The organism is Flavobacterium sp. LM4 (assembly GCF_002017935.1).
Classification (GTDB): Bacteria; Bacteroidota; Bacteroidia; order Flavobacteriales; family Flavobacteriaceae; genus Flavobacterium; species Flavobacterium chungangense.
This window is the reverse complement of sequence record NZ_MUFW01000002.1, coordinates 335,646-353,319: the sequence shown is the minus strand read 5'-3', so window position 1 is coordinate 353,319 and position 17,674 is coordinate 335,646. Positions and strand designations below refer to the sequence as shown.

At 36.2% G+C, this 17,674-nt stretch carries 12 protein-coding genes; 11 read left to right on the top strand and 1 reads right to left on the bottom strand.

What is annotated here, in order from left to right:
- The first annotated feature begins 65 nt into the window (after positions 1–65).
- The 7 genes from BXU10_RS15405 (at position 66) to BXU10_RS15375 (ending at position 7,713) form a co-directional block, all read left to right on the top strand.
- The gene (locus BXU10_RS15405; protein ID WP_078228217.1) at positions 66–1,073 is read left to right on the top strand and encodes a family 43 glycosylhydrolase; all 1,008 of its coding nucleotides are present in this window, start codon (positions 66–68) and stop codon (positions 1,071–1,073) included.
- Positions 1,074–1,112: 39 nt separating this feature from the next.
- Positions 1,113–2,183, top strand: a complete 1,071-nt coding sequence (locus BXU10_RS15400; protein ID WP_078228216.1) for a glycoside hydrolase family protein — start codon at positions 1,113–1,115, stop codon at positions 2,181–2,183.
- Positions 2,184–2,221: 38 nt separating this feature from the next.
- Positions 2,222–2,536: an L-rhamnose mutarotase gene (gene rhaM, locus BXU10_RS15395; protein ID WP_078228215.1), complete on the top strand. Its 315-nt coding sequence runs from the start codon at positions 2,222–2,224 to the stop codon at positions 2,534–2,536.
- 61 nt (positions 2,537–2,597) lie between these two features.
- Complete coding sequence (locus BXU10_RS15390; protein WP_078228214.1) at positions 2,598–3,680, top strand: PKD domain-containing protein; 1,083 nt, start codon at positions 2,598–2,600, stop codon at positions 3,678–3,680.
- A gap of 23 nt (positions 3,681–3,703) precedes the next feature.
- Complete coding sequence (locus BXU10_RS15385) at positions 3,704–4,987, top strand: DUF4861 domain-containing protein (RefSeq protein WP_078228213.1); 1,284 nt, start codon at positions 3,704–3,706, stop codon at positions 4,985–4,987.
- Between the two features lie 31 nt (positions 4,988–5,018).
- Positions 5,019–6,371 carry a glycoside hydrolase family 105 protein gene (locus BXU10_RS15380; RefSeq protein WP_078228212.1) on the top strand — a complete coding sequence of 451 codons (1,353 nt, stop codon included), beginning with the start codon at positions 5,019–5,021 and terminating at the stop codon, positions 6,369–6,371.
- Position 6,372: 1 nt separating this feature from the next.
- A complete protein-coding gene (locus tag BXU10_RS15375; protein ID WP_078228849.1) occupies positions 6,373–7,713 on the top strand; it encodes a hypothetical protein in 1,341 nt (446 codons plus the stop codon).
- Positions 7,714–7,872: 159 nt separating this feature from the next.
- Here the strand turns inward: BXU10_RS15375 and BXU10_RS15370 are convergent, their stop codons facing one another.
- Complete coding sequence (locus tag BXU10_RS15370) at positions 7,873–10,773, bottom strand: sugar-binding domain-containing protein (RefSeq protein ID WP_078228211.1); 2,901 nt, start codon at positions 10,771–10,773, stop codon at positions 7,873–7,875.
- Positions 10,774–10,929: 156 nt separating this feature from the next.
- On the opposite strand from BXU10_RS15370, the gene BXU10_RS15365 reads away from it, so the two are divergent.
- The 4 genes from BXU10_RS15365 (at position 10,930) to BXU10_RS15350 (ending at position 17,649) form a co-directional block, all read left to right on the top strand.
- Positions 10,930–12,363, top strand: a complete 1,434-nt coding sequence (locus BXU10_RS15365; protein WP_078228210.1) for a family 43 glycosylhydrolase — start codon at positions 10,930–10,932, stop codon at positions 12,361–12,363.
- Positions 12,364–12,380: 17 nt separating this feature from the next.
- Complete coding sequence (locus tag BXU10_RS15360; RefSeq protein ID WP_078228209.1) at positions 12,381–13,709, top strand: glycoside hydrolase family 28 protein; 1,329 nt, start codon at positions 12,381–12,383, stop codon at positions 13,707–13,709.
- A gap of 94 nt (positions 13,710–13,803) precedes the next feature.
- Positions 13,804–16,251, top strand: coding sequence for a glycosyl hydrolase 115 family protein (locus tag BXU10_RS15355; RefSeq protein WP_078228208.1), 2,448 nt, complete (start codon positions 13,804–13,806; stop codon positions 16,249–16,251).
- 30 nt (positions 16,252–16,281) lie between these two features.
- A complete protein-coding gene (locus BXU10_RS15350; RefSeq protein WP_223255473.1) occupies positions 16,282–17,649 on the top strand; it encodes a sulfatase-like hydrolase/transferase in 1,368 nt (455 codons plus the stop codon).
- The last annotated feature ends 25 nt before the right edge of the window (positions 17,650–17,674 follow it).

Sequence of the window (17,674 nt, the reverse complement as noted above, 5' to 3'; positions counted from 1 at the left end):
GTATAGCACAGGACAGTATTCGAATAATAAATAAATATATTTGAAATTAAACCTATTATGTTTTCATGAAATTAACCTTCATAACCTTCAAAAAAATATTTTTTTTATACTTTTTATTTTGTCTTTCCGCTTTTGCTCAGCAAGCAAAAAATGAAACCGCAGATAAGCCTTTATATCGAGACCCTGTTTTTGACGGAGCAGCAGATCCGACTATTATCTGGAGTAAAAAAGATAAAAAATGGCTGATGTTTTACACCAATCGAAGAGCAAATATTGGTGGAAATGGGGTGAGCTGGGTACATGGAACTCCCATTGGCATTGCCGAATCAAATGATGGGGCACATTGGAAATATAAAACCAATTGTAATATTGGTTATACGATTAAAGATGTCACCTACTGGGCTCCGGAAGTCATCAAGCATAAAAATAAATATCATATGTACCTGACAATTGTTCCGGGTATTTTTGAAGATTGGAAACATCCTCGATATATTGTGCATCTGACCAGTAAAAATTTAATCGACTGGAAATTTGAATCACAATTAAAACTGGCTTCAGAGCGTTGCATTGATGCTTCTGTTTTTCAATTGCCTGATGGAAACTGGCGTATGTATTACAACAATGAAAATGATGGCAAATCCATTTATTATGCCGACAGCAAAGATTTGTACCATTGGACAGACAGCGGAAAAAAAGTAGTAAAAGACAGGGGAGAAGGCCCGAAAATTTTTAGCTGGAAAGGGAAAAACTGGATGATTACAGATCCATGGAAAGGTTTGGCTGTTTTCTCTTCGGATGATTTTATAAACTGGAAAAGACAGGAAAAAAACATTCTTCAAATTCCGGGAACAGGAGAAGATGACAAAGTAATTGGCGGACATGCTGATGTTATTGTAAGCGATGACAAAGCCTATGTTTTTTATTTCACACATCCCGGAAGAACTCCTGAAAATAAAGGAATAGACAATTTTGAAACCAGAAGAAGCACAATACAGGTTGCAGAATTAGAATACATAAATGGTGAAATTATCTGTAATCGTGACAAGGTGGTTCAAATTAATTTAAAACATTAATTAAGACATTTTGCTTTTGATTTTTTATAGGAAATTAAAATGAATAGAAGAAAATTTATAATCGGAAATTCTCTTGCTCTCATAGGGCTGTGTCTGCCATTTCCACTCAGAAGCAATAGTTTTCATATTGGTCCGAAACTTTCTGATTTCGAAAAAAGACTTAAACCGGTAGGCCGTGCACTTGAATTTGAAGACTACTATGTGTGGTGTAACAGCCCTATTGAAGGGCCTGATGGTAAAATTCATGTCTTTTTTTCGCGTTGGAAAAAATCTAAATCAATGAGCGGCTGGATTAACGGCTCTGAAATTGCTCATGCCACAGCAGATTCTCCAGAAGGTCCTTACACGTATGTGAGTACTGTCTTTGCTCCCCGTGGTGAAGGCTTTTGGGATGCAACGACCTGTCATAATCCGAGTATTCATTTTGTGGATGGAAAATATGCGTTGTTTTTTATGGGGAATTCTAATGGCAAAATGAATACCAAACGAATTGGACTAGCTACTTCAGATTCTCTTTACGGACCATGGAAAAGACCTGATGAACCTTTTTTGCTTCCGGGAAGTGAAGGTTCCTGGGATGATCTTTTGACTACAAATCCTTCTTTTTTAAAACATCCAAATGGTGAATACTGGCTGTATTATAAATCATTGGATACAGAAAATTATGTGCATCCAAAATTTCCAATTAAAGGAAATAGAAAATACGGATTAGCAGTTGCTAAATCTCTTGAAGGACCTTATAGAAAATATGAAGGCAATCCTGTTGTTGATTTTTCAAAATTAGGAGATAACAAACAATGTGAAGATGCTTTTGTATGGTATGAAGATAAAAAGTTTAAAATGCTGGCAAGGGATTTGGGTGTTTTTGGACAGGACAAAGGACTTTACATGGATTCGGATGATGGAATTCACTGGTCTGATCCTTCAATATCCTATCAGCCACTCAATAAATATATCAATCAGCCTCAGGCTCCAAAACATCTCAACCGATATGGCCGTGCAGAACGCCCTCAGTTATTATTCCAAAACGGAAAAGCGACTTATTTGTTTACTGCCTCACAAGGCGGGAAATTTGAAACGGCTTCATCGTTTATCTTCAAAATAATGTAAATATCTTTAGAAAATTACTCTTAAAAAATTAAAAACTTATGGTAAGAAATGCTTTTAAAATGAAATTAAAACCGGGATTTGAAGCTGAATACAAAAAGCGACATGATGAGATCTGGCCTGAATTAGCAAGTCTCCTTTCAGAAACCGGTATACAGGATTACAGTATTTTTCTGGATGAAGAAACATTAATACTTTTTGCTGTTCAAAAAATAAGTGCTGATTTCGATTTTGATTTATTGCCAAACCATCCGATTGTAAAAAAATGGTGGGTTTATATGGGTGATATTATGGAGACCAATCCTGATAATTCTCCAGTTGCTATTGGTCTGAAGGAGGTTTTTCATTTAGATTAATATTCTTCCGATTATTCAAAAAAACAGCTTTGAATCCGAGTAAAAATTAAATAACATACTTATGAAACTTCATACAAAGAATACATTTTTTTTAGCGATAATGTTTTGCACGTTGTTTCAATGCTGGTCACAAGATACCAGAACTTTTAAAGTTTTTCAGTTTCCGGCGAACAAAATCCCAACGATTGACGGAAAAGCAGATGACTGGAAAATGGTTCCTGAAAGTTATACTGTTGGAATGGATCAGTTATGGGAAGACAGCGGAAAACATGCCAAAGCAAATCCTAAAAATTTAGACGTAAGTGTTAAGCTTGCCTGGGTAAAAGGATTGAATCGTCTGTATTTTTTGTATGAAGCGTATGATGATTACTGGGATTTTTCGTTGTCGGGTCTTCACAATGATACTTTTGAAGTCATTGTTGATGCAGATCAGTCCGGCGGACCGTTTATAGACAGGTTTCATCCTAATCCGGCATTGACAAATACAATGGAAGCCTATTTTTCTTTTCATGGTGTGCATGCTCAGAATTATCATATTTTCACTCCTGCCGAAGGAAAAGACTGGACATTGGTTTGGGGTAGCCAACCGTGGATTAAGGAACTTCCGTATGCTAATGCTGCTTCTAATTATAATTTTAAAGCAGGAGAATCAGGAAAACTGATATTAGAATTCTGGATTACTCCTTTTGATTATGCAGGAAACGATCCGTCCAGAGCAGTAGAATCCATATTGGAAGAAAATAAAAGCATCGGTCTCTGCTGGGCAATTATCGATTATGATGATGTGAATAAGGAAAGAAATAATGGTTTTTGGAATCTTTCAAAAGAACATAAAATGTATGGAAATACTTCTTACAGCCTTCCTTTTAAATTAATGCCCTTGGAAAAACAATTTATAAAAGAAATCAGTGCCAAATGGACTTTCAATGTCATTGATAAAAACAAAAGAACGGTAGCATTTGTCGATCAGTCTGTAGGCGAAATTGAATCATACAAATGGGATTTTGGAGACGGAAGTTTTTCGACAGAAAAAAATCCGATACATGAATATAAGGATGCCGGAAAATATGTTGTAGTTTTAGACATTTCAGGACCAAAAGGAAAATCGAGATTGTCAAAAATCTGGGATGTTGCCGTTAAATAAATAGTAAATAAAAAATAAGAATAATGAAATCGAAACTCTGTCTGTCAATAGCTTTATCGGCTATGGTTTTTATAAGCTGCAAAGCGCAAAAATCACAATCGACTAAAATTGTTTTAACCAATAATTCTGATTTGGCGCTGCCACAAAAGGCAATTTCAATAAAAAGAAGTACGCTTAAAGCAAAGGGAATCGAAAAATCTTTTCCAATAATACTGCAAAATTTAGATACGATTCCGGCCCAGGTAAACGATCTGGATGGTGACGGAAAATGGGATGAATTATTCTTTGTGGCTGATTTTTCTGCTAAAGAAAAGAAAACAGTTGAACTTAAATGGTCCAATACGGATCCTAAGTATGCAGTAAAAACCAGTGCACGTTTCGGAAAAAGAGAAGGAGAAAATTTACCTGTACAGCCTGCAACTGAAGAAGTTTTGTTAGCGAATCAGGTGTACAAGAAACTTGGATTTCAAAAATACCAAACTGATGGCCCAACCTGGGAAAATGATAAAGTAGGTTTCAGACATTATCTGGACGGAAGAAATTGTAAAGATGTTTTTGGTAAAAGAACTCCCGGTATCACACCTGAAAATGTAGGTATCAGCAGCAAAGGCGCCGTAGAAGACAATTATCATCAGATGCACGAATGGGGAAGGGATATTTTTCCTGTGGGAACTTCTGCCGGATTAGGCGGATATGGATTAATCGTTGGAGATGAAATCAACAGACTTGGTATTCTAATCAATGATACGATAAATAACGTTGAAAAAACGACTTTCAAAATTGTAAGCGAAGGTCCTGTAAATTCGGTTTTGAGTTATAAATATCAAAATTGGAAGGCTTCAGGAAATAACTATCAGGTGCAGGAAACGGCTTCAATCTGGCCTGGAATGTACGGATACAAAAATAGCGTTTCTTTAAATGGACTGAAAGGTAATGAAACATTGGCTATTGCGTTTTCAAATATCAATAATCAGAATCCGTTACAGGTAATTGATTCCGGAGATTACGTTTGTTTTATTCTGCACGATAAACTGACTTATGAACGTCAATGGATTTTGGGAACTGCTGTAATTATTCCAAAAGATGCTTACAAAGGCTATATCGAAGCTCCAAAAACAGGTAAACTGACCAATTCCTATTTGATAAAAGTAAGTACAAAAAATAATCAGCCAATTAGTTATTATCCTGTTGCAGGCTGGGAACTAAGTGCTGATCCAAACTTCAAAGATTCCGCTTATTTCAGTAATTATGTAACGGCTCTTGCTAAACAGCTTTCGGCTAAAATAAAGATTGAAGTAAGCAAATAATAAAATTTCACTAACTAAAAAATATCTAACCATGAACTATAAATCAACCAAAATTATCGCCTTATTTGTTTTGGGTGTCAGTAATTTTGCAAACGCCCAAACCAATGATGCCACAACACCTTTGCATCTAATGCAGCCTGATTATCCAACACCGTATGTAATTCCGCAAAAAGAAAATATAAAATCTGTATTGGACAGAGTCTATAATTTTTTAGATAAAAATTCGGCTTCAAAAATTGTAAATTCAGCAACAAAGACTGAAATTACCGACTATAAAAAAAACAAAGAAGATGTTATTTTCGAACCAGGAGCTTTTAGATTAACGAGTTACGAATGGGGCGTTACTTATGCCGGAATGTTATTGGCTTCTAAAGCGACAGGTGAAAAATATTTTGCAGATTATTCGAATAAAAGAATACAACTAATCGCTGATGTTGCAGAAAATATTCAGGAAAAAAATATCAAGGATAAAGATATGCTGAAAACGCTTCATCCCGAAGCACTGGATTTTGCCGGAGCGCTTTGTGCAGCCTTTATTAAAGCCAAAAAAGATGGCTTAAAAGCCAATATCGATCCTTTGGTTAATAATTACATCCATTTTATCACTAAGGAGCAGTTTCGATTAAATGACGGAACTTTAGCACGAAACAGGCCTCAGGACAATACGCTTTGGCTGGATGATATGTTTATGAGTGTGCCTGCTTTAGCTCAAATGGGGGCTTACACAGGTGACACAAAATATTTTGATGATGCTGTAAAACAAGTTAACCAATTTTCTAAAAGAATGTTCAATGAGCAAAAAGGAATCTACATGCACGGCTGGGTTGAGTCGATGGAAGTACATCCTCAATTTCATTGGGCAAGGGCAAATGGCTGGGCTATAATGACTATGGTTGAATTACTGGAGGTTTTACCTAAAAATCATCCGGGATATCTTCAGGTTCTGGCGCAACTGCAAAAGCACATCGCAGGATTAGTACAATACCAGCACGGAACCGGTTTTTGGCATCAACTGCTGGATAGAAATGATTCGTATTTGGAAACTTCGGCAACAGCCATTTACACCTATTCAATTGCCCGAGCGATTAATCGTGGGTATGTGGATAAAATGACGTATGGTCCTGCAGTTTTATTGGGTTGGAATGCAGTTGCTTCAAAAGTAAATGAAAAAGGTCAAGTGGAAGGAACCTGCGTAGGTACGGGGATGGGCTTTGATCCTGCGTTTTATTACTATCGTCCGATAAATGTTTTTGCCGCTCATGGTTATGGCCCTGTTTTATTGGCTGGAGCCGAAGTAATTTTGTTGTTACAAGACAATCAGTTTCAGATAAATGACAGTGCAATACAATTAAAAGTTGAAGGTAAAAACAATTTACACAAATAATATGAAGAGCCATTTAAGTGTCATTTTTTTATTGGCAACTATGACTTCTTTCAGTCAGATTGGTACCCGTTTTCCATCAGAAAAAAAGATAATAAAAGATCCGGTCACAGGTCAGGAATTGATTTTTTTGACAACCAAACAGGCAGGAGATTCTAAAACCTATCCAACGCATCCGCAATGGACATCAGATGGAGAATGGCTGATTTTCAGAACCAAAAGAGCCAGTGGAGAAGCAGTAGCGGTTAACGAAAAATCAGGCATAATGGTTCAGGTTACCGAAGGAGGGTATACCGGAACTTTATGCATGGCTCAAAAAAGCATGAAACTGTATTTTATGCGAAAAGGAGAAGGAGATAAAATGCAGATTGTAGAGGTAAATCTGGAAGCTGTTTTTAAAGACAGTCAGGCAGGAAAAATGAAACCGGTTTCAGCTTACGAACGTATTTGCGGTATAACAAATCCCGAAATGGGCGCTTCAGGCGATATGGCTTTAGATGCAGATGAAGAAAGAGTTTATTTTAGAATCGGAAAAGAAGAAGCGGCGAGACACTTAGATCCGAATGTAAAAATAGAGAAAAGTATCGGTCCGAGGAATATGGGTGCAGGTCCGGGCGGAATAGGAAGCCTGAATTTAAAATCGGGTGAATTTAAACAGGTTGTTTCAGTACCATTTCAGGTTGGACATATTCAGTCGAATATCTGGAATCCGGGTGAATTGGTTTTTTGCTGGGAAACAGGAGGGAAGTCACCTCAAAGAACCTGGACCGTTATGGCAGACGGAACGGGTTTACGCCCTTTGTATCCCGAATCTGATTTTGAATGGGTAACGCACGAGGCAGTGATTTCTAAAGATGAAGTAGCAATAGCCATAATGGGACATCGAAAAATTGATATCCAAAAAGATGCTCCGGTAGAAGTAGCTGAAAACGGTGAGATTAAAACTCTGGTTAATCCCGGACAGGAAAGCAATTGGGGAAATACTGGAACCCGTGAAAAACCTACAGGTCTTGCCATTGTAAATTTAAGAACCCGCGAAATGATTATTGCCGGACAAACCAAAAACGGCAGCGGATTATGGCATGTACATGGTTCTGCTGACGGAAGATGGGCAGTAGGAGATGATTTCTCCAGAAGTGTATACTTAATTGACCGAAAAACAAACGAAATGATGCTCCTGACAACTGGACATAAGCAAACAGCAGCTGATCATGTTCACCCCACTTTTAATAGGGATGGAACGAAAATCCAGATTCAGTCGGCTATGCTTTCAGAGGATAATCGCACGATGAATATCTGTATTGTAAATGTTCCGAAAGAATGGCTTAAAAGAAAAGTTAAATAACCAAAAGCTTTTTTTCGATTAGAAAAACTCTATAATATCTCAATATCAAAAAAGCGTTTATAAAAATAGTTTTTATAAACGCTTTTATTTGTTTATAAACGATTTAAATATAAGTATTGAAAGTTTAAATTTAAATAATTTATTTGATTCATTACAAAACTATTTCACTTTATTCTGATTGGAATTAGGCTTTAATTCATCTGGGCTGTCTTTGGTAAACGTTTTAAATTGTTCTTTTGACGGACTCACGAAAATATCGTTTAAGACATCAAAGCTCAATTCTTCTTTTGGATTAAAAGCATCAGAATTCATGTATTGCTGTAAGGAAATGAACAATTGTTTTGCAGCAGGTTTATTTTCTAAATCCGGACCTAAATCGGCACTGCTCACGATAATTTTCCCTTTCCCCACTTTAGCCTCTAGTATTAATGCCAGTCTGCGGTTCATAAACCAGGTATCAATAGGCTGTACCAACGGACGGAAATCTGCCGGAAAATCTTCAAGATTCATCACCTGCGAGCGGTTTTGAATTTCCCACCATTGCAGATCGCTATGGAAACTCGTTGGAAAACTGGCAAAAGCAGCACTTTTATCCTGAATAAACATTCCTGTGACGTGTGGAGGACGCATTTTGAACCAGGAAGTATTCCAGAAAACCGGAAGAAAATGCATTTCTACTTCTTTCCCTTTTACAACCTTGCCGGATGCATTCAAAAAGACTTTTCCACCATTCTGCAAAACCTCTTTGGCTTTGTCATCCATAACAGTTGTGTAATAAACAGAGGAAGTAATTTCCGGATTTTTATCAGGATATACCCAAAAATCCCAATCGTTTATAAAAGCCGTATTATTTACTTTTACTTCTAAATTTAATTTGGATGCAATCTTAATTTCGTTCAATGGAAAAGTCAGGTTTCCAACTAAAATACCATTTCCGTTTTCAAAAGTTTTAGGGGTAAAATTTCCTTCAGAAAGAGCAATTCCTTTCTCATTTTTGATAGTCCAGCTGATTACCGAATTTTGTAAAGGAGTTTTTCCTGAGTGAAAAAGTGCTATTTCGGCCTTAAAAGTTTCAGTATTGGTATAGACAAATTTTGGAATTTTCAGCAACGGAACCGTTTCGTTACAAAATCGTTTATATTCCTGAGAAGTTACATATCCTTTTTCCTGAAAAAAAGCATCCAAAACACCCACTAAAGCGGTTCCCTGACCCGGAAAGTCCTGTAGCCCTAACGCCTGAAATCCTGCATATCCTGGTGTTCTCAGCATTTTTTCAATCTCGTTTTTATAACACAGTACCTGTAGTTTTCCGGAGGCATTCAAAAAGTCTTTTGCCTGATCGGCCATGTTGTGATCTGCAAGATCCTGACGGAACATTTCGAAATTTTTAGCCCTGTAAACCCCTTTGTATTTAGATATTTCTTCAAAATTTGGGAAAACACAATACTGACCGATTTCATGCGCAACAAATGGCACTTTAAAAGGAGCAATTCCAGTACTGAAATCCGATTCTGTTTCGGGCAATTTATTCCAGTTCAAACCTCGTACACCACCACGGGACTGGTATTCGGCATTTGGAACCACAGGCCAGCTTCCGCCAACAGACATTCCGGTATAAACTCTTCTGCTGTCTTTGGCTTTCCAAAAATCCACAAAGGCATTCAGATACTCTACCTGTTTTCCTGCAGGCTCATTTCCGGCTGATAACATTGTAAATGAAGCATAATTGCCATATGCTTTTGCCATTCGCATGGTCTCATCATACAAGAATTGATCAATCGGCTGACCTAATCCTATTTTTGGACCGTGATTCGGCCAGCTTGGTCCTTCTGGCTGCAAATAGATTCCGGCCTTGTCAGCTGCAATAAAAGCTGCTTCGGGAGGGCACCACGAATGAAAACGAACATGATTTAAACCATAGGATTTGATAGTCTTAAAAATTTTGTCCCATGCTTCTACACTAGTCGCAGGATAACCTGTTAATGGAAATTCGCAATTATGTACGGTTCCCCGGAGGAATACCGGAACATCATTAATCAAAAACTGATTTCCTTTTATTTTAAATTCCCGCATCCCAAACTGAATCTTTTTCTCAGATTGTATTCCTTTAGCATTAAGTTTTACGGTCAGATGATACAAAGCCGGGTCAAATTCGCCCCAGGTCAGCATGCTTTTTTTAAATGGAAGTTCTATTTCAATGATTTTGCTTTCAGTATACGAAATAGTTACCGGATTAGTAATTTCTTTAGTTTGGTCAGATTTTGGACTGTTAAAGCTTTTCGCTGATAAGGATAATTTTCCATTAAACACATTTGAAGTACTATTCTGAATCGTAATTTTTACAATAGCTTTTCTGTTTTTTACATCCGGATATATCTGAACATCATCAATATAAACAGGCGAAAATGATTCTAAAGCTATTTTACCAATGATACCATTCCAGTTTCCCTGTGTGTGGTCCGTAATACTGTGGGAATCGGGTCCCACGTTTATTTTAGTGATCCGATTATCAATGCGAATAGAAATGCGCTGTTTCCCTGGTGAAAGAAATGCACTTAAATCGTAAACATGTGGTGCTACTAATGAGTTTTTTAAGCCAACTTCTTTATCATTTATCCATACTCTGGTTTCGATATGGGCTCTTTCTAAATGAAGAAGGATCCGTTTGCCTTTCCAATTGGCAGGAACATTTACATCTTTCTGGTACCAGGCAGCACCAACATAATGTTTTGCAGGGGTGAGCCAAAACGGGATATGTACGTTGCCCGGCTGACGGTATTTTTCTAATCGTGGAATAAAATAGAATGAACTGTCATAGATCGAACCTGTCCATTTTGTTTTTAGGGTGATATCATCCCCTTTCAGAAATTCAGCCATTGACCCGGGAAGTTTTATAACATCTGCGAGATTTTTGTTATACCATTTTTGAGTTATTCCTTCATCGTTTCGGTCAATTTCAAAATACCAGTTGCCTTCGAGATTAATTTCATCATTTTTAAAACTGCTTAAAGTAAATAAAACATTCAGTAACAGACAGATGTAGCCGTATTTTTGTGTCATAATCTTAGTTTAGTATAAAGTAAAAATAACCGGTCAGGCAAGAATTCTCATCCTGTAGCATCCTGTCTTTTATTTAACAGTTATAACCGATAGTACAGGATACAAAAAAAATAAGAATAGAATAAATTTGATTAATTAAGAATTGGAATCGTAAAAATGAACGGAAATAATTATTTTATTTTTAAATATTTAAGAAAAGTTACATGGTGTATTATGCTTATGATGTGCGTTTCTGCTTCTCATGGGCAACAGTCAGGAAAAATGAATGCGATTTATTCCGGAACGCCATGGTTTGACCAAAACGGAAATGTTGTAAGTGCCCATGGTGCCAATATTATTAAAGAGAAAGATATTTTTTATCTCTTTGGCGAAGCTCACACGGATATCAGTAATGCATTTACAGGATTCAATTGTTACTCATCCAAAGATTTGTATAACTGGAAATTTGAAAGCATTGCACTTCCGCTGCAAAAATCGGGTAAATTGGGTCCTAATCGTGTTGGTGAAAGACCAAAAGTAATGAAGTGCCCTAAAACGGGAGAATTTGTTATGTTCATGCACGCCGACACCCTGACATATAAAGATCAGTTTGTGGGGTATGCTGTATCCAAAAATATTAAAGGGCCTTATCAGTTTAAAGGTCCGGTTTTGTATCAGGGGAAACCCATTAAAAAATGGGACATGGGAACTTTTCAGGATACTGATGGTTCCGGTTATATCCTGGTTCACGGAGGTGAAATTTATAAACTGAGTGATGATTTTAAATCGGTTACAGAAAAAATAAACGAAAATATTACATCCGGATTTGAATCTCCGACTATGCTTAAAAAAGACGGTCTTTATTATTTTATAGGTTCGCATTTAACAAGCTGGGAGAAAAACGACAACTATTATTACACTTCAAATTCGCTTAAAGGCTCCTGGCAATCTCAGGGTTTAATCGCTCCGGAAGGAACACTCACATGGAATTCACAATCGACTTTTGTATTGCCAATCCAGGGGACAAAAGATACAACCTTTATGTTTATGGGCGACCGATGGTCTTTTTCTAAACAAGCGTCATCAGCAACATATGTATGGCAGCCGCTTGTAATTTCGGGAACTTTGCTTTCGATTCCTGAGTATCAGGATGCATGGAAGATTAATACAATTACCGGACTTCAATCTGAGGCAGATAATAATGACGAGATCATAAAAAACACTAATCCGAAAATTCAATATAAAGGTAACTGGAAACAAAAAGAATCTGAAAGCAAATCAGATGAAAAAGATGCTTCTGTTCTAATCAAATTCACGGGAGAGCAAATTGCTTTGTATAGTGTAGTTAATCCTGAAAATGGTTATGCAAAAGTGGTTTTAACCAATGAAAAAGGCAAGGTAATTGTATCGGCACTTGTTGATATGTACAGCAAATTTTCGACATTGACACAAGTTTTTAGGTCTCCGGTGCTAAAAAAAGACAATTATCATTTAACTGTTTCTGTTACCGGAGAAAGACCAAACTGGTCAGATAAAAGAAAATCAAATTACGGAAGCACAGGGTATTATATTTCTATCAGTCAAATTAAAATAACACCTCATAAAATTTAAAAACCAAAAAAAACGCAATGAAAAGATTACTGACACTAGCAATCTGCATTTTGGGAATTGCCCAGCCTGCATTTTCTCAAAATTATAAAAACGATACTTTTCCGGATGGAAGCACTATTACACCATGGTTTAAGGATTATACTAAACTTCAATTGAAGGATTTAGGAAAACAATATGCCATTACAGATTTTGGAGTTACGAAAGACAGTACCAAAATTCAGACCGTTGCGATTCAAAAAGTTATTGATAAAGCGGCGAAAAGTGGTGGTGGAGTAATTGTGATTCCAAAGGGTGTTTTCCTGAGTGGTGCCTTATTTTTTAAGCCTAAAACAAGTTTATATGTTGCTGAAGGTGGAACTCTAAAAGGTTCTGATGATATTGCCAACTATCCGATTATGCCATCCAGAATGGAAGGTCAGAACCTGGATTATTTTCCGGCTTTGGTAAATGCATACGGTGTTGATAATTTTTCTATTTCAGGAAAAGGAACCATCAACGGAAACGGTTATAAATATTATGAAGCTTTTTGGGCAAGAAGAAAAATCAATCCAAAATGTACCAATCTTGAAGTGTCAAGACCAAGACTGGTTTTTGTTTGGAACTCTAATAATGTGCAATTTCAGGATGTTAAACTGATAAATTCAGGTTTCTGGACGAATCACTTTTATAAATGTAATAATGTAAAACTATTAGATTTATACATCTTCTCTCCGCATTTAGAAGTTAAGGCTCCAAGTACAGATGCAATCGATGTTGATATCTGTACGAATGTGTTAGTGAAAGGATGTTATTTGTCTGTAAATGATGATGCAATTGCATTAAAAGGCGGTAAAGGACCTTATGCAGATCAGGATAAAAATAATGGACCAAATGCTAATATCATCATCGAAGATTGCCGATTTGGTTTCTGTCATTCGGCATTAACAAACGGAAGTGAATCTATTCACAACAGAAATGTAATTATGCGTAATTGCCAAATCGATGGTGCCACGAGAATGCTTTGGTTAAAAATGAGACCGGATACACCTCAAAGATACGAGTACATTAGAGTAGAAGACATTAAAGGACAGGCAAAAAACTGCCTTGTTGTATTGGCATGGAAACAATTTTTTGATTTAAAAGGCCGTCCTGATGTTCCGTTATCGTATGGCGATCATGTGACTTTAAAAAATATCGAAATGAAGTCGGATACTTTTTTCAATGTAGAAAAAGACCCGAATGTTCGTTTATCTAATTTTACTTTCGAAAACCTGAATATTGAAGCAACAAAAACAGCTGTAGATAAAAGTATTGTAGACGGAATTACCTTAAAGAATGTGCTTTTAAACAAGCAGTTGGTGGAGTAATTTTTTCTAATAATTTAAAGATGCAGAAGTTCAAAGTTGTAACGTAATCAGTTGTAAACTTTGAACTTTTGTTTTTAGGTAAACAAACTTAAATATGAACAAAAATATACTTGCAAGGTTGCTGTTGTTGCTTATTTTTTTGAGTAACAACATTTACAGTCAGGATAAAAACGCAGTTAATTTTTCAATTGCAGATTCCAATCAGTTAACTACAATTTATATCGATAAAAATACAGACGAATTAGTTATTTGGGCTGTAAACGAATTGGCTGATGATGTAAAAGAGATAACCGGAAAAAGACCCGAAATTGTTCCAACCCAAACTATTTCTAAAGAAGGAATTTATATCGGAGATGCCTCATCAGATCTTTTTAAATCAAAATCCAAAGATTTGTCTGGTCAGTGGGAGAAATTTTCCATTAAAAAAGAGAAGGACAATCTTTTGGTAGTTGGAAGCGATATAAGAGGAACAGTTTATGCCATTTTTGAAATTACAGAGCGTCTGGGAATTTCTCCATGGAAATGGTGGGCAGATGTTCATCCGATAAAAAAAGAAAAACTAACATTGCAGCTTCCACAAAAAGGCATCATTTCATCGCCATCGGTACAATACAGAGGAATCTTCTTAAATGATGAAGACTGGGGATTAGAGCCCTGGGCAGAAAAAACATTCGAACCGGAAGTTGGAAACATCGGACCCAAAACTTACGAAAAGATATTTCAGTTATTACTGCGTTTAAAAGCCAACACCATCTGGCCGGCTATGCATCCTTCTACAAAAGGTTTTTTTACCCTTCCGGGGAATAAGGAAATAGCCCAAAAATATCATATGGTTATTGGTTCTTCACACGCTGAACCAATGCTTCGGAATAATGTTGACGAATGGAAACCTAAAATTCATGGAGATTATAATTATTTTACCAATAAATCCAACGTTGACAAATATTGGCAGGATCGTTTAGATGAATTAAAATCGGCTCAGAACGAAACCATTATGACATTGGGCATGCGTGGCGTTCATGACAGTAAAATGGAAGGGGCGAAAGATTTAAAAGAATCCATCGATATGGTGGAAAAAATCATTTTGAATCAGCGTGAGATGCTTTCAAATACTTTTAAAAAACCGTTAAAAGAAATTCCTCAGGCTTTTGTACCGTACAAAGAAGTGTTGGAATTATACGATAACGGACTTAAAGTTCCCGATGATATAACTTTGGTCTGGCCAGATGATAATTACGGGTATATTCGCCGTCTCAGTAATGAAGAAGAGCAAAAAAGAGCAGGAGGAAGCGGTGTTTATTACCATATTAGTTATTGGGGAAGGCCACATGACTATCTTTGGCTCAGTACAACACAACCGGGTTTGATTTGGTACGAAATGACTAAAGCTTATGAAAACGGTGCTAAAAAAATGTGGATCGTAAATGTTGGAGATATAAAACCTGCCGAATATGATACAGAACTTTTTCTGGATTTAGCGTGGGATATTAATAGTATAAAATCGGATGGAATCAATCAGTACCTGAAACACTGGATTACCAGAGAACTCTCTTCCCAAATTGCAGAATACTTAAATCCTGTATTTGAAGAATATTACCGATTGGCATTTCTCAGAAAGCCGGAATATATGGGATGGAGCCAGACTGAACCTACTACGCAAATAAAACTATCCGATTTTACTGAAGAAGAATGTCAGAAAAGAATAAAAGCTTACAATAATTTGGTTAAAGAAGTAGATGTTTGGAAATCAGCCGTTTCAGTAGATACTGGCCAACTTGTTCCTGATGAAAGACTAGATGCTTATTTTCAATTGGTAACTTATCCGATTAAATCAGCTGCTTATATGAACCATAAATTTTTATACTGGAATCTGGCTTGCAGGGCATCAGATGTAAATGAGAAAAAAAAATACGAAACACTATCTAATGAATCATACAACAAAATAAAAGAACTGACTGATTTTTATAATGAGAAACTGAGCAGTGGCAAATGGAATCACATGATGTCGATGCGCCCTAGAAATCTGCCGGTTTTCGATTCTATTAAAAAAGCCGAATTTTCAAAAGAAGCATCAGTTAAAGAAACTTCAAAAGCGATAAAATTCATAAGTGCAAATCAGTTTATTTCTAAAAAAGAATCTAAAGAATACCAATGGAAAACCATTAACTGTTTAGGGTATAGTAATAATGCTATTACTTTATTTCCATTAAAACAAAAGTATTTTAAAACTGAAAAACCGTCAGTTTCTTATGATTTTGAAATTGAAAATGTGGGTAATTATGAAATAGAAATTCACTTGTTGCCTACGCATGCCAATAACTTTGATCATCAAATCGAAGTACAGATAGACGGAAATAAAACGCAGTCCTTTTCGATCAATACAAAAGACAGGGATAAAACCTGGAAAGAAAATGTATTGCGAAATAGTGCCATTGTAAAACTGCCTGTTTCAAATGCAAATAAAGGAAAACATACGATTGCAATTAACGTGAATCAAACAGGAATTGTATTGGACTATATCACAGTAAATACTAAAATCTAAGATGAATCAAATTTTAAAATGATAAAAAATATGAATACAAAAAATCAATTGTTAGTACTGTTATCGTTTTGTTTTTCAATTTTATATAGTCAGGAAAATGAAATGAGTTCATCAGAAAAACCGAATATCATTTTGATAATAGCTGATGATGCCGGATGGAATGATGTCGGGTACCACGGTTCGATAATCAAAACGCCAAATATTGATTTTTTAGCTAGAAACGGGGTAGAAATGGATCGGTTTTATGTCAATCCAACCTGTTCTCCTTCAAGGGCGAGTTTGTTTACGGGAAAACCGGCGAGTCGTATGGGAATCGTAGCTCCGATTAGCGATAAAAGTCAGTTGAAACTCCCGGATTCAATTCCGACATTGCCAAAGCTATTGTATAAAAATAACTATCAGACAGCACTTATAGGTAAATGGCATCTGGGCTTGCAGCCAAGCAGCGGACCAAAAGCGTATGGATTTGATTATTCATATGGTTTCCTACACGGACAATTAGATCAGTATACGCATTTGTATAAAAATGGCGATAAAAGCTGGTATCGAAATGGTGAATTTATTGAAGAGGAAGGGCATGTTACAGACTTGCTTACCAATGAAGCTGTCAAATGGATTTCGGAAATAAGAGATCCAAAGAAAAGTTTCTTTTTAGAAGTAGCTTATAGTGCACCGCATTTTCCTTTACAGGAAGAACAGAAATGGAAAGATCCTTATATGAATTCCATAAAAGACAGTTCGCGCAGGGATTATGCGGCGGCTATGAGTCACCTCGACAATAGTGTTGGAATATTGCTTGAGAAGCTTAAACAGCAAAAACTGGATAAAAACACGCTGGTTATTTTTATGAGCGATAACGGTGCTATGCAGGATTGGGACTCTAAAAACGAATATAATGGAATTCATCCATCAAATACTGTTCTCGGAGATAATACACCGCTCAGGGACTGGAAAACATCAAATTATGAAGGGGCAATACGAGTTCCCTGTATATTTTATTGGAAAGATCATTTGAAGAAATATAAGAATGAAAATTATATTTCGGTAATAGATTTATTACCAACTATTTTGTCATTAGCAGGAGATCATAATCTTCCAAAAAGTATTGAAGGGAAAAATGCCTGGACAGCAGTTTTAGAAAATAAATCAATTCCTGATCAGGAAATTTATGTTAGAGGTCATTTACAGGAATCCTTAATTAAAAAGCCATGGAAAATAATCCGGACCAGGCACGTGAATACTTCTGCAGATTTCGAGCTTTATAATATTGAAAAAGATCCTCAGGAAAAGAATAACCTTATTTCAGAAAATAAATCGGTAGCCGAAGAAATGAAAATAGCACTTGAAAATCAGTTTAAAAAGGATGCTAAAAAAGTGAATTATGACAAATTAAAATAAATCCATTATCAGAGGATTCATAATT

What these genes read in the sequence shown, in the direction of transcription:
- BXU10_RS15405 (WP_078228217.1), top strand. Translation starts at nt 66, where the DNA reads ATGAAATTAACCTTCATAACCTTCAAAAAAATATTTTTTTTATACTTT.
- BXU10_RS15400 (WP_078228216.1), top strand. Translation starts at nt 1,113, where the DNA reads ATGAATAGAAGAAAATTTATAATCGGAAATTCTCTTGCTCTCATAGGG.
- rhaM (WP_078228215.1), top strand. Translation starts at nt 2,222, where the DNA reads ATGGTAAGAAATGCTTTTAAAATGAAATTAAAACCGGGATTTGAAGCT.
- BXU10_RS15390 (WP_078228214.1), top strand. Translation starts at nt 2,598, where the DNA reads ATGAAACTTCATACAAAGAATACATTTTTTTTAGCGATAATGTTTTGC.
- BXU10_RS15385 (WP_078228213.1), top strand. Translation starts at nt 3,704, where the DNA reads ATGAAATCGAAACTCTGTCTGTCAATAGCTTTATCGGCTATGGTTTTT.
- BXU10_RS15380 (WP_078228212.1), top strand. Translation starts at nt 5,019, where the DNA reads ATGAACTATAAATCAACCAAAATTATCGCCTTATTTGTTTTGGGTGTC.
- BXU10_RS15375 (WP_078228849.1), top strand. Translation starts at nt 6,373, where the DNA reads ATGAAGAGCCATTTAAGTGTCATTTTTTTATTGGCAACTATGACTTCT.
- BXU10_RS15370 (WP_078228211.1), bottom strand. Translation starts at nt 10,773, where the DNA reads ATGACACAAAAATACGGCTACATCTGTCTGTTACTGAATGTTTTATTT.
- BXU10_RS15365 (WP_078228210.1), top strand. Translation starts at nt 10,930, where the DNA reads ATGAACGGAAATAATTATTTTATTTTTAAATATTTAAGAAAAGTTACA.
- BXU10_RS15360 (WP_078228209.1), top strand. Translation starts at nt 12,381, where the DNA reads ATGAAAAGATTACTGACACTAGCAATCTGCATTTTGGGAATTGCCCAG.
- BXU10_RS15355 (WP_078228208.1), top strand. Translation starts at nt 13,804, where the DNA reads ATGAACAAAAATATACTTGCAAGGTTGCTGTTGTTGCTTATTTTTTTG.
- BXU10_RS15350 (WP_223255473.1), top strand. Translation starts at nt 16,282, where the DNA reads ATGAATACAAAAAATCAATTGTTAGTACTGTTATCGTTTTGTTTTTCA.